At 26.1% G+C, this 13,963-nt stretch carries 14 protein-coding genes and 1 CRISPR repeat array; of the genes, 13 read left to right on the forward strand and 1 reads right to left on the reverse strand.

Features of this window, described 5'->3' with window-relative positions; translation table 11 throughout:
• The 8 genes from cas5b to IC173_RS20635 all read left to right on the forward strand — a co-directional run bounded on the left by cas5b (position 1) and on the right by IC173_RS20635 (position 7,710).
• Positions 1-726, forward strand: a complete 726-nt coding sequence (gene cas5b / locus IC173_RS04025; protein WP_227433947.1) for a type I-B CRISPR-associated protein Cas5b — start codon at positions 1-3, stop codon at positions 724-726.
• Positions 713-3,034 (forward strand): CRISPR-associated helicase Cas3', encoded by a 2,322-nt coding sequence (gene cas3, locus IC173_RS04030; protein ID WP_227433948.1) that lies wholly within the window; start codon positions 713-715, stop codon positions 3,032-3,034. The genes cas5b and cas3 overlap by 14 nt, the downstream gene beginning before the upstream one ends.
• A 14-nt stretch (positions 3,035-3,048) precedes the next feature.
• Positions 3,049-3,600 (forward strand): CRISPR-associated protein Cas4, encoded by a 552-nt coding sequence (gene cas4 / locus IC173_RS04035; RefSeq protein WP_227433995.1) that lies wholly within the window; start codon positions 3,049-3,051, stop codon positions 3,598-3,600.
• A gap of 2 nt (positions 3,601-3,602) precedes the next feature.
• Positions 3,603-4,583 carry a type I-B CRISPR-associated endonuclease Cas1b gene (gene cas1b / locus IC173_RS04040; protein ID WP_227855196.1) on the forward strand — a complete coding sequence of 327 codons (981 nt, stop codon included), beginning with the start codon at positions 3,603-3,605 and terminating at the stop codon, positions 4,581-4,583.
• 3 nt (positions 4,584-4,586) lie between these two features.
• The gene (gene cas2 / locus IC173_RS04045; protein WP_227433950.1) at positions 4,587-4,853 is read left to right on the forward strand and encodes a CRISPR-associated endonuclease Cas2; all 267 of its coding nucleotides are present in this window, start codon (positions 4,587-4,589) and stop codon (positions 4,851-4,853) included.
• Positions 4,854-5,036: 183 nt separating this feature from the next.
• Positions 5,037-6,374: a CRISPR direct-repeat array (repeat unit 29 nt; unit sequence GTTTTATATTAACTAAGTGGTATGTAAAG).
• Between the two features lie 64 nt (positions 6,375-6,438).
• Positions 6,439-6,873 (forward strand): N-acetyltransferase, encoded by a 435-nt coding sequence (locus tag IC173_RS04050; protein WP_227433951.1) that lies wholly within the window; start codon positions 6,439-6,441, stop codon positions 6,871-6,873.
• A 287-nt stretch (positions 6,874-7,160) separates the two neighbouring features.
• Positions 7,161-7,370 (forward strand): hypothetical protein, encoded by a 210-nt coding sequence (locus IC173_RS04055; RefSeq protein WP_227851189.1) that lies wholly within the window; start codon positions 7,161-7,163, stop codon positions 7,368-7,370.
• Positions 7,371-7,581: 211 nt separating this feature from the next.
• Entirely contained in the window at positions 7,582-7,710 is a 129-nt protein-coding gene (locus IC173_RS20635) for a hypothetical protein (protein WP_255613285.1), read from the forward strand.
• A 217-nt stretch (positions 7,711-7,927) separates the two neighbouring features.
• On the opposite strand, the gene IC173_RS04060 is transcribed toward IC173_RS20635, so the two are convergent.
• Entirely contained in the window at positions 7,928-8,707 is a 780-nt protein-coding gene (locus IC173_RS04060; RefSeq protein WP_227835195.1) for a hypothetical protein, read from the reverse strand.
• A 294-nt stretch (positions 8,708-9,001) separates the two neighbouring features.
• On the opposite strand from IC173_RS04060, the gene IC173_RS04065 reads away from it, so the two are divergent.
• The 5 genes from IC173_RS04065 to IC173_RS04085 all read left to right on the forward strand — a co-directional run bounded on the left by IC173_RS04065 (position 9,002) and on the right by IC173_RS04085 (position 13,636).
• Complete coding sequence (locus tag IC173_RS04065; RefSeq protein WP_227433954.1) at positions 9,002-9,547, forward strand: biotin transporter BioY; 546 nt, start codon at positions 9,002-9,004, stop codon at positions 9,545-9,547.
• 19 nt (positions 9,548-9,566) lie between these two features.
• Positions 9,567-10,703, forward strand: coding sequence for a thiolase family protein (locus IC173_RS04070; RefSeq protein WP_227482026.1), 1,137 nt, complete (start codon positions 9,567-9,569; stop codon positions 10,701-10,703).
• 3 nt (positions 10,704-10,706) lie between these two features.
• A complete protein-coding gene (locus IC173_RS04075; protein ID WP_227824357.1) occupies positions 10,707-12,098 on the forward strand; it encodes an AMP-binding protein in 1,392 nt (463 codons plus the stop codon).
• 69 nt (positions 12,099-12,167) lie between these two features.
• Complete coding sequence (gene dpsA, locus IC173_RS04080) at positions 12,168-13,043, forward strand: dipicolinate synthase subunit DpsA (protein WP_227482028.1); 876 nt, start codon at positions 12,168-12,170, stop codon at positions 13,041-13,043.
• A gap of 2 nt (positions 13,044-13,045) precedes the next feature.
• Entirely contained in the window at positions 13,046-13,636 is a 591-nt protein-coding gene (locus IC173_RS04085; RefSeq protein ID WP_227433958.1) for a dipicolinate synthase subunit B, read from the forward strand.
• Positions 13,637-13,963: the final 327 nt, after the last annotated feature.

Raw genomic sequence — 13,963 nt, forward strand, 5'->3', positions numbered from 1 at the left:
ATGAAGGTTTTGAAATTAGATTTATTTCAAGAAACTGCATGCTATAAAAAACCATTTGCTATGAAGATTACAGAGACTTATCCACTGCCACCATATTCTACAGTAAATGGATTAATTCACAAAATATTAAATGCTACAGAGTATATACCATTTAATATAAGTGTACAAGGAACATATGAAAGTATATTTAATAATTATCAGACAACATATTTTTATAAAAAGGATAGTGTTACGTCTATGCCAATGAACAGTCATATGTTATTGAATGTAAATTTGATAATTCATATAGGTGGAGATTTTGAATTATTAAAAAATTTATATGATAGTTTATTAAATTGTGGTGAGCATTTATCATTAGGTAGAAAAGAGGATTTAGTAAGAATTAATGATATTAGATTTGTAGAAGTTAATAAATTTGAAGTAGATGAGGACATACAGTTAGATGATTATGAAAATTATAGGTTATCAAAATATAATATAAGAATGCCTATATATATACCAAAGTCAAGTTTACAAGATGAATATATAGAGGGCATAAGTTACAGGCTTAATAATTACTATGATAATAATGCTAAGGAAGATAAAAAAAGAGTTTGGAATAAGGTAGATAGTTATTATGTTGATGATGGAATTCCTATATCAGTTGGAGATATATTATTAGATAATGAAGGAGATTTGTTATATTTTAATAATATAAATTGGGAGGAAGAGTATGTTATATGCTAAATCTAATCCAGTGGAAACGCTGAGAGAACACACTGATGAGCTTTTAAAACAAATGAACATGTTAAGAGAATACTATGGAACAAATATAAATAGTATAAATTTTCTCAAGAAAGATAAGTTTTGGCAATTACTTGATTTTGTTATAGAATTTCATGATATTGGAAAAGCATTTTCTCCATTTCAAAAACTAATAAGAAGTAGAATGTATATTGAAACAAATGAATCTAAAATAGTAACTCATTTAGAAAATAATATAGGTCATAATTATCTTTCTCCTGCATTTATTGATTATAGTTGTATAGACAGGTCAAAAGATAGAGAATTGAGAGCAGTATTAAATCAAGTTATTGTATATCATCATGAAAGAGATACATTTATAGATAAAGATTTTAGAAATTTAATACAAAAAATATTAGATGAAGATTTAATAAATAAAGTTTATGAGTTACAACATGAATTTAAAGTTAGATATCCAATAAGAACAGAACAATTAAGTAAAGCGTATCTACAGAGTGTAATAAAAAGAATAGATAAAAATCACAAATACTATCATTTATATATTATGTTAAAAGGTATTCTTCACAGGCTAGACCATAGTGCTTCTGCTCATGAAGTTGTGGAATGCAATAGTGTTATAAATATAGGAGAACACACAGAGAATTATTTAATGAAAGAATTTGGTAGTTTAAGAGAAGCTCAATCATTTACTAAATCTAATAGAGATAAAAATATAATATTGATAGCCTCTACAGGTATAGGGAAAACAGAAACCGCTTTAATTTGGATAGATAAAGATAAGGCATTTTTTACACTACCACTAAGGGTAAGTATAAATGCTTTATTTGATAGGACTAAAAATATAGCTGGATTAGAAAAGTCAAATGATACATTCTTAGGATTGTTACATTCAACAGCAATAGATTATCTGGAAGAAAGTAATCAGGAAGATTCAAATGAGATTGTAGATTTAGCAAAGCTATTATCTTGCAAGTTGACATTTTCTACAATAGACCAAATATTTAAATTTCCTTTTTTATATAGAGGGTATGAAAAAGTATACTCAACATTAGCATATTCAAAAGTAGTAATAGATGAGATACAAGCATATTCACCAGAAATAGCAGCTGTATTGGTAAAAGGTATAGAGATGATACATAAGATAGGTGGAAAATTTATGATAATGACAGCTACCATGCCAACTATATATATAGACGAACTAAGAAAAAGAGGTGTAATGGATAGTAATATAGCTAAATCAACATACAATACAAAAAAAATAAGACATTGTATAGCTATTGTAAAAAATTCAATAGATGAAAATTTAGAAAAAATAATACAAAGTGGAATGAATAAAAAAGTTTTAGTAATAGTAAATACGGTTAAAAGCGCTGTAGAAAAATATGAATCAATAGAAGAGATAGTTAAGTCAAAAGGAATAGATATTAATGTGAATCTTCTACATTCTATGTATATACAAGAAGATAGAGCAAAGTTAGAAAAATATATAAAAGAATTTGCAAGTAGTAATAGTAAAGGAATTTGGATTACAACACAATTAGTAGAAGCATCCCTTGACATTGATTTTGATGAGCTTCATACAGAGAATTCAACACTTGATAGTCTATTTCAACGATTTGGGAGATGTTATAGAAGCCGTGAGTATAAAGAAAATAGCCCAAATATATTTATATATACAGAAAAAGCTACAGGAATAGGCAGTATTTATGATAAGGATATTGTAGAAAAAGGACTTGAGTTATTGAAAGCTTCTATAAAGAACAAAGAGTTTTTTAAGATAACAGAAGATGATAAAGTAGAAATGGTTGATAAACTATATTCTAAAGAAAGTTTAGAAAAAACTGATTTTCAAGAAAAATTTAATCGTGCTTTAAATATATTAGATACTATAACACCCTATAGCTTAGGGTCTGATGAGGCACAAAGTATACTTAGAAATATTGAAGCATATACAGTAATCCCAGAGGATATATATAATAAAATTGAAGAAACTTTAATAAAAGATTATAAAGATTTGGGGCAAGAACTTACAGAGGCATATAGTAATGAAGACAGACAATTAATACATGAAATAAAATCTAAGAGAAAAAAAGTTAGAAGAGAAATAGTTAAAAAAAGTGTAAATATACCAAAATATAAAGCTAAGCAAAATATAGTGGACATAGATGTAAAAGGTCTGGAAGATTTAAAGATACTTTTATATAAATATGATATACATGAAAATGAACATACAAAACAGATATTTGGTAAAGGTGTGCTTATAGATAAGGAAATAGACCAAATTATTTGATTTTTATATTAACAATGTGGCTAAAATTTACTAAAGAAGGTGAGTTTGTGCCAATAGATTTAGAAGTATTAAAAGTTCAAGGTGTAAAGATAAATTATTATTATGTATGTAAAAGAAAACTATGGTTATTCTCTAAAGGAATAACTATGGAACAAAATAGTAATAGGGTATTATCTGGAAAGATAGTACATGAAGATTCATATAAAAGAATGAAAAATAAAGAAGTGCTGATTGATGATATTTTAAAACTAGATATATTAAAGGATGAGTATCTAAAAGAAGTGAAAATAAGTTCAAAGATGAAAGAAGCAGATGAAATGCAGTTATACTATTACTTATACTATTTAAAGAATAGTATGGGTATAGAGAAAAAAGGAACTATAAATTACGTTAAGGAAAAGAAGCAAGAAGAATTGATATTGACAGAGGAAAAAGAAAGAATTATTGAAAACACACTTATAAATATAAATGAAATAAATATGAAGTTATCTCCTCCAAAAATTGAAAAGAAATCTTATTGTACAAAATGTGCTTATTATGAATTTTGTTTTGTAAAGGAGGAGTAACAATGTATAGAGATTATTATATTATAAGTAATGGTAATATAAAAAGAAAAGAAAATACAATTTACTATTATAATTTGGAAGGTGAGAAAAAAATATTACCAGTAGAACAAGTTGATGATATTCATATATATGGCGAAGTTGATTTAAACACAAAACTGATAAATTATATAAGTCAATATGGGGTTATGCTTCATTTCTATAATTACTATGGATATTATTCAGGTACATATTACCCAAGGAAGAAAAATGTATCAGGATTCAGTTTAGTATGTCAATCAGCCTGTTATTTAGATAAAAATGAAAGACTATATTTAGCAAAATCCTTTGTGGAAAGTGCGTCATACCATATTTTAAGAAATATGAGGTATTACAAAGTTGATGAAAGCTTAATTGATACTATAAAAGATGAACTAAATAGTTTGAATGATGTCAAAGAAATATCAGAACTTATGGGTAAAGAAGGTAGAATAAGAAAAACATACTATAAATCATTTAATCAAATATTGAAAGATGATTTTGAGTTTTATAAAAGAGAAAAAAGACCTCCCAAAGACCCAGTAAATGCTCTTATGTCTTTTGGAAATAGCATAATGTATACGAATGTTTTAAGTGAGATATATAAGACACAACTTGACCCTACAATAAGCTTTTTACACGAACCATCAACAAAGAGATTTTCTTTAAGCTTAGACATTGCAGAAATTTTCAAGCCTATTATAATTGATACAATAATTTTTAGCTTGATTAATAACAAAAGAATTAATAAGAGTGATTTTGAATATCAGGACAAAATTTGTTATTTAAGTGAAAAAGGAAAGAAGAAATTTTTACAAGAATTTGAAAATAAGATGCAAACAACTATAAAACATAGAAATCTTAATAGAAAAGTTTCATATAGAATGTTTATAAGGTTAGAATATTATAAATTGATTAAACATTTTATCAATGATGAAAAGTATAAAGTTTTAAAGGCATGGTGGTAGAGAATGTTTGTTATTGTTACTTATGATGTTGTTGAACCTAAATCACTAAACAGGATTAGAAAAATACTCAGAAAATATTTGACTTGGACACAGAATTCTGTTTTTGAAGGAGATATTACTGATGGAAAGTTACATAAATGTATTTCTGAAATAGAAAAGGTTATTGATAATAGTGAAGATTCTATTTATGTTTATGAGATAAAAAATCCTAATTCAATTAAAAAGAAATGTTATGGTATTGATAAGTATTCTGATGAAATGTTTATATAGGTTTGCAGTGAGCGAAATTTATGCTAAAATAGGGTTTAACAGTTGGAATATAAGGCATTGAGAGTGTGTGATAATTATTCTCAATTGCACTACTGTTCGCTCACTGCAAAATTTGATATTTTTATTTAATTGTAATTGCTTGAGTATAGTATTTTCAATGTACTCAATTAGACCTATTTTGGGGTTTTATATTAACTAAGTGGTATGTAAAGTTCAAATTCTCACTTATATATTTATCTACATCAATTAGTTTTATATTAACTAAGTGGTATGTAAAGAGTCCTGTCCCACCTAATGAAAGAATAAGAATTTATAGTTTTATATTAACTAAGTGGTATGTAAAGCAACTACTTTTGAACTACTTTGTGATTTGTACCAACGGTTTTATATTAACTAAGTGGTATGTAAAGGTAGAAAGAAATAACATGTATTCTTATAGGACTAGAGTTTTATATTAACTAAGTGGTATGTAAAGTCAGAAATAGCAAATATGATGTTTAATAACGGAAGGTTTTATATTAACTAAGTGGTATGTAAAGAAGAAAATAGAGGATTTAATAGTGTTAAAATTGTGAGTTTTATATTAACTAAGTGGTATGTAAAGAAACGTAAATTTTAAGGATAGTTACTTTATCACTTAGTTTTATATTAACTAAGTGGTATGTAAAGAGATTATAAGGGGATGATATATGTGGAAGAATTGGAGTTTTATATTAACTAAGTGGTATGTAAAGATATAGATGTAGAAGAGGCATTAGAACATATTCAAGAAAGTTTTATATTAACTAAGTGGTATGTAAAGTGATTTTTTTCTCTTCATCTTTTATAATTTATGTATAGTTTTATATTAACTAAGTGGTATGTAAAGTGATTTTTTTCTCTTCATCTTTTATAATTTATGTATGTTTTATATTAACTAAGTGGTATGTAAAGTTAATATCACTCAACGCACGTGTACTTTCTTCTTGTGTTTTATATTAACTAAGTGGTATGTAAAGTGTATAGAGTGTAGATATTCAAGCAAATGTTTTGGAGGTTTTATATTAACTAAGTGGTATGTAAAGAATTACTTGTTTTTCATAAAAGTTTAAATCCTCTAAGTTTTATATTAACTAAGTGGTATGTAAAGAAGGATTATTTTAATTATATAGTTTTTTTAGATGAGTTTTATATTAACTAAGTGGTATGTAAAGGTGAAATTATCTTATAATTTGTTCCTGTGTTATTAAGTTTTATATTAACTAAGTGGTATATAAAGTTAAGTCCCCCGAGACCTTTTTCCACACCTGCGGTATGTTTTATATTAACTAAGTGGTATGTAAAGATTTTTGAAGTTAAACTTTCTGAATCTTATTCTAAAGTTTTATATTAACTAAGTGGTATGTAAAGAGGTTCTCCAGGGTCGCCTTTATCTCCTTTAGTTCCAGGTTTTATATTAACTAAGTGGTATGTAAAGTGGATTGGAAAGTAGAAGAAGTTTCAAAGCTATTAGGTTTTATATTAACTAAATAATATCTAAATAAAACATACATATTCTATAAATAATAATAAGAAAGCAATAAAAAAATGAGGTGAAATAAAATTTATGATAAGAAAATCAAATAACAAAGATATAGAAAAAATAATGGAAATATGGGAAGAAAGTACAATCAAAGCACATGATTTTATAAATAAAGATTATTGGAAAAATAACTACAATACTGTCAAAAACGAATATATGCCTATATCTGAAACTTTTGTATATGATGACGAAGAAGAAATAAAAGGATTTATAAGTATTATAGACAATGAATTTATAGGAGCATTGTTTATAAGTACAAATTATCAAAACTTAGGAATAGGAAGTAAACTTTTAGACTATGCACTTAAAGAATATAAAAATCTAAGTTTAGCAGTATATAAAGATAATAAAAAGGCAGTTGTATTTTATAGCAAAAAAGGTTTTAATATAGTAAAAGAACAAATAAATGAAGATTCAGGATTTAAAGAATATATAATGGAATATAGTAAACAACTTTAGTATATTCACATTAGAATAGTAATAAAAGAATTTATTACTCGAATAGATGTATTTTTATAATAGTAAACTTTAAAATCATGAATTATATATGCTTGTAATTTAATCAATATTACAAAATATATAACTATGGGAGGATAAAATAATGAATAAAAGAGCATTTATGTATTATTTTAGAATAAGAGGATAGTGCACAAATTGTGGCTATTTTACAAAAACCTATAACATAATTTTATATAAGATAGAAAAATATACCTTATATAAGTAGCCATAATTTCGTGCTGTTTAAATTGAATAGTAATACTAAAACTATTTATGATAAAGAATTATTTGAATCAAGACATGAAATATATAATTCTAAAGTATATGATAATTTAATAGAAGAAACAAAGTATGTAATGCATAACCACATTTTAGATGCTGGATGTGGAGAAGGATATTTCTTAAATAAATTATATGAAGATAAAAATATTAAATATAATTTCTCCTGCAAATTATAAGGAATTTACAAGGGCTTTAAATGATGATGGAATAATAGTAAAGATTGTCCAATAATCAAATTATTTAAAAGAAATAAGGAAAAGTATACAGGCAAATATAAAGAATAATGATTATAATAATAAAAACATTGTAGCTGGATTTAAAAAACACCTTGATGTAATTTATGAAAATAGAATCAATTATAAAACTGATATCAATATATTAAATTTAATGAACTTAGTTAAAATGACTCCTTTAACATCAACATCAGATGAAGAAGAGATTTTAAGGTTGATAGAGTCAGGGATATCTAATATAACAATTGATTTAAGAGTTATGGTCGGTACATTAAAGAGATAGAAAATAAAATTTGTCCAAAATTAATAAAAATTATATTACTAAAAATTGCTATGAAATTAGTTTAATAATATCTAATTTCATAGCAATTTTAATTACTATTAAAGTGTCTGTGCAAAAAGCATTTAAATTATATCTCCAAATATGTCCACAAAAATTTCTATAATAATATTTAATAACATAGTATTCTTATTTGAAATTATTTTTAAAATATAAAATATTAAAGCTTAAAATATTCTCGTTGAGAAGAATCTATTTCAGAACCACAATTGCTACAACAATAAGACGTTGAAACATACCCAAATTCTTCAGTATTCTCATTAAACTCCATTTTTTTCTTTGCAATAATTCCTACTTTAGTTAAGCTAGAGCCACAATTATCACAGTTTTGAATTTTACAAATACTATACAATTTGTCAGTAGTTACATTCTCTATTAATTTATCACAATTACAACATTTAATAGAAGAAATCTCATTAGATACTTCAATCGGTTCAGCATCTTGAAAAGAAAATTTATATGTTATATCATTTGACACTCTATAGCCTGTATCAAAAATATTTGTATTACAATTTGGACACATATATTTTGGAATATATACATCTTTTTTTTCAAAAGTGTCCTTTTCAGTATTGCGATTTGAATCATCTAAAGAGGAGTTTTCACCTATGGTATATTTTTTATTTAAGTTTAAAAGGTAATTGTAAATCTTTTTATCTTTCTTTTGTTTTGCTGTGTATAAAAAATGACTCATTATATCTGGATAGTCTTTATTTTTTGATGGCATATTTAAATCTATATAATTGTTTTCAATTGCAAAAGATAGTATATTGTAATAATCATATTTTACTGCAAAAAATAATAACATTTCATCAAAAACTTTATCTACTATCTTATCAGAAATACTTATCCAAAAATCTGGGGATTCTAGATAAACTTTTTTACTAAGTTCATCTAGTTCTTTATCTATGTTGTTTAATTGATTTTCATTAGTTTTCATATTGTCACTTCCTTGTTAATTTATTATATGAAATAAAATCTCATATAAAATATATCATATTATAATTTACAAGTATAGGGCAAATAGATTTGTTTATAAGTAAAATTTTATAAATAACCATTAAAACATAAAGGATTAGAAGCAAGTTTACTTATAAGTTGAATGTAAACCTATACAATATTTTAGGTTGACAAAAAAACAGCTTTCTTTTATACTAAAACAAAGCTTTAATAGAAGATTTGTATATGTACATATAAACTAAATTGAATAAGACATATGAAGGGAATTATGAAAATGAAAAATAATAGAGTAAATATTCAAGATTTAACTAAAATGTCAATATGTGTAGCATTATTATGTATATCATCATACATATATATACCATTACCATTTACACCAGCAGGAGTAACAGCACAAACAATAATGATAAATCTAATAGCTTTAATATTAACACCAAGACAAGCATTTAGTACAGTTGGTGTATACATAATGATAGGTTTAATTGGAATACCTGTATTTGGAGGAGGAGCATCTGGAATTGGTAAATTACTAAGTCCAACAGGTGGTTTTTATTTTGGATTTTTATTTGCAGCACTAATTATTAGCTTATTAAAAGGTAAAAATAATGATATTAAGAGATATATACCAATAACAATTTTTGTTGGTATGCCTATTATATATTTTATGGGAACAGTATTTATGTGTTACTTTAATCAAATGACGGTAGAAGCAGCACTTTTTGCAGCTGTTGTACCATTTTTAATTGGAGATACAATAAAAGCAATTATTGCATCTTTTTTAGGTGTTAAATTAAATAACGTACTAAAAAGAAATCTATGATGAAGAGAGGATATAATGTATGGAAGATGTTTTTATACTAGGAGGATTAAGAAGTCATATTGGTCTAAAAAATGGAATTTTTCAATGTGTTCAACCAGAATTACTAGGAGCAAAGGTTTTAAAACACCTAATTGAAAAGTATGAGATTGATAAGATTGATGAGATTATATGTGGAAATGCAGTTGGTACAGGAGGAAATATCACAAGATTAATGACTTTAACAGCGGGAATAGAAAGTGAAGTTCCTGCTTTTACTGTAGATATGCAATGTGCTTCTGCTATGATGAGCTTAGATATAGCATTTTCAAAGATTAAATCTGGGCAATGCGATTTAATTATTGCAGGAGGTTTTGAGAGTAGTTCTCTACAACCAATGCGTACATATCATAAAAACGATAGGAGATATAATATTAATAATCCAAGCTATGCAGTTGCTCAATTTTCTCCAGATAATAATAGTGAGAATAGTATGCTTGAAGGTGCAGAAAGAGTGGCAAAGTTATATAAAATTGAGAAAGCAGAATTAGATTATTGGGTGAAAGAAAGTCATAGAAGAGCAAAAAACACAAGAGAAGAAAAATTTCTTGAAGATATTATATTTCCTATAGATAGCAATACATATGATGAAGGTATACGTGATAAAATGAGCCAAAGATTATTAGATAGGATACCTTCAATTTTAGGAAAGGGAAGTATTACAAATGCAGCAAATGCATGTCTTATTAATGATGGGGCTTCATTTCTTATTCTGTGTTCTAAAAAATATTTAGAGAATACAAAAAAGAATCCAAAGGCTAAAGTTATCAATTCTTGTACAATAGGAACAGAGCCACAATTAAGTCCAACATCTGCTATAAAAGCTATGGAGAGGCTTTTGGATATAGAAAAGCTTAACTATATGGACATATCTGCTATTGAATTTAATGAAGCATTTGCAGTTATAGATGTTTTATTTCAAAGAAAATATCCAGAATTAATTGATAGATATAATATATTTGGAGGGGCTTTAGCATATGGTCATCCATATGGTGCTTCTGGTGCAATTATTGCGTTACATCTTTTAAAAGCACTTGAAAAGACTAATGGGAAGTATGGAATTTGCTCTATAGCAGCTGCTGGAGGATTGGGTTCTGCTTTATTGATTGAAAGGGTGTAGATTATGAATTACTATGAACTTTTAAAAGTAAAAAGAAACAACTATAAAGATAAAGATTTTTTGATTATAGATGGAGAAAAGTATACTTATGACAATATATTAAGAGATAGTGAGGAGATTGGGAGACAGATTTCTATAGGTGAAAATATTCCTGTTTTAATTTATTCTAAAAATATAAAGTTCCAATTAGTAAGTTTTTTAGGTGTTAACTATTCAAATAATGTTCCTATCATTTGTCATTATAATCTTTCTAAAATAGTATTAAGTGATATTTTAATAAAGAATAATATTTCAATTGTTATATCAGATGAGAATATAGATATAAATTATTTATCTAATGGTAGTTGCAATAGAATATTAAAGGTAGCTAATTCTTCTACAGAACATTATAGTATAAATGTATATCAATATAATAATATTTTAAACTATTTAGATAAAGAGATTTGTATGGGAGCTTTATCTTCAGGCTCTACAAATGTACCAAAAGTATTATATAGAACATATGAAAGCTGGGCTGGATTTTTTCCTATACAAAATGAAATTTTCCATATTTCTGAGGACTCTATTTTATTTATCAATGGAACACTTAGTTTTACAGGAAATCTAAATTCTATAATGTCAGCACTATATGAAGGTGGTAGTGTTGTAATAAATTCAGGTTTAAATTGTAAAACATGGATAAATGTAATAAAACAATATAATATAACTAATATATATCTTATACCTACAAAGCTTCAGTTACTGGTTAAATATTTAAGTGAGATAATAGTTAAAGTTAGAAGTGTTTTTACAGGTTCTCAATTGTTGTTTGAGGATACAGCAATAAAAATAAAAAAATATATGCCAGATTCTGAAATCATTTTATATTATGGAGCAAGTGAATTAAACTACATTACATATTTGTGTTATGATGAATTGATTGAGAAACCACTAAGTGTAGGTAAACCATTTCCAAAAATAGATGTATATATTAAGGATGGAATAATTTTTGTAAATACCAAATATGCAGTATATAATGCATCAGAGCCTTATTCTGTCAATGACATTGGATATTTTGATGATGATGGATATTTGATATTTGAAGGAAGAAGTGATGATGTTGTAAACATTGGTGGATTTAAAGTCAGTTCTATCAAACTTGAAAATATAGTAAAAAGAATTCCTCAAGTTGAAGATGCAGTTGCATTACCTTATTTAGATACTATAAGGGGAAGTCAAATTGCATTATTTGTAACAACCATAGGTAAGATTACAAAAAAGGATTTATTGATTAAGATTAGAAATTATTTAATTAGAAATGAAATTCCAAGAAAAATTATTTTTTTAGATTCATTACCATATACATCTTCTGAAAAGATAGATAGATTGGCACTATTAGAAATGTTAGAAGTATAATATTTAATAATTTTAGTGAACCAATATATTGATAAAAACATATTGTATATAGTAAAGGAGGCTTACAATATGTCAAATCAATACGATATAACTGTTATAGGCGGAGACCTGCGACAAGTGTACATGGTAAAAAAACTAATTAATAAAGGATATTCTGTAGTTATATATGGAATAGCAAATGAAATTATAAATGGAATCGCTGGAAAAGCAACTTCACTAGCTGAAGCACTATCCAAAAGTTCCATTATTTTATGTCCAATTCCATTTACAAAAAATCAATTTAGTATTGAAAATACTGATGGTTGTCTCGATGCTACTATTGATAACTTGTTAATTAACTTATCTCCTAATCAAATACTATTTGGAGGAAACATACCAACTAAAGTTTACAAATTTTGTGAGCAACACTCTATTCAGGTTTATGATTTTATGAAGATGAATGATGTTGCTATTTTAAATGCAGTTGCTACAGCTGAAGGAGCTATAGCAGAAGCGATTAAAAGAAGTCTAATCAATATGCACCAAAGTAACTGTCTAGTACTAGGCTTTGGAAGGTGTGCACAAATACTTGCTAAAAAATTATATGCTTTAGATGCAAATGTATGTGTTGGAGCAAGAAATAATGATGCAAGGAGTACGGCTAATGCATTTGGGTATTCTAGTATTTCTTTAAATCAACTTGATGAAAATCTTTTAAAGTTTGATTATATTTTTAATACCATACCAGAATGTATTTTAACAAAAGAAAAATTAGAAAAAGTATCAAGAGAAGTAACTATTATAGATATAGCTTCTTCTCCTGGTGGATTAGATTATTCTGTTACACAAAATTTAGGTATTAATGCAAATCTTTGTCTTGGGCTTCCTGGTAAATACTCACCAAAGACATCTGGTGAAATTCTTGTTAACGCTATAGAAAATATTATAAATGAAAGAAGGGATTAGAGATGAGACTTGAAGGACTTACAATTGGAGTAGGATTTACTGGTTCGTTTTGTACTTATGATAAAATATTTATAGAGTTAGAGAATTTGGTAAAAGCAGGAGCAAATGTACACACTATATTTTCAGATGTATCACAAAATATAGATTGTAGATTTGGAAATTCTGAGGAATTTATGAAAAAAGCATATGAACTGACAGGAAATAAACCTATTGTTACAATTGAAGAAGCAGAACCATTTGGACCTAAAGGAATTGCTGATATTATAATAATAGCCCCTTGTACTGGAAATACTGCTGCTAAGCTAGCAAATGGCATTACAGACTCTCCAGTATTGATGGCAGCAAAAGGTCATCTTCGCAATGATAAACCACTTGTAGTATCAATATCAACTAATGATGCTCTAAGTTTTAATTTCAAAAACATTGGAACTCTTCTTAACTCTAAAAACATATATTTTGTACCTTTTGGTCAAGATAATTGTAATGCAAAGCCTAATTCTATGATTGCACATACAGAGTTAATAATTCCAACAATAGAGCTTGCTCTTGATAATAAACAGTTACAACCTGTTATAAAAAGTCCACATCAATAGATTAATGATGTAATCTGATATACATGTATATTTAGTAATATTAACAAAGTCCAGCAATCTTATTTGCTGGACTTTAACTTGTAATATATTAAGTATATTTTATTTCACAGTATATAAAAATTATCAGTGTGTATATCTCTAATTATAATACATATTATAACTGTTTGCATATCTCAGAGTATTTAATTTACTCTTTAAGTCTTTATTTTCTTCTTAATGTATTTTTTTCTTTATAACTTTTATACAATACTATACTTGAAAAAAATCTTTTAATTTTTTCATTAAAAAATGAAAATACAAGTGTTAAAATAATAACGTTATCCTTAA

Source organism: Clostridioides sp. ES-S-0048-02 (assembly GCF_020658495.1).
Classification (GTDB): domain Bacteria; phylum Bacillota; class Clostridia; order Peptostreptococcales; family Peptostreptococcaceae; genus Clostridioides.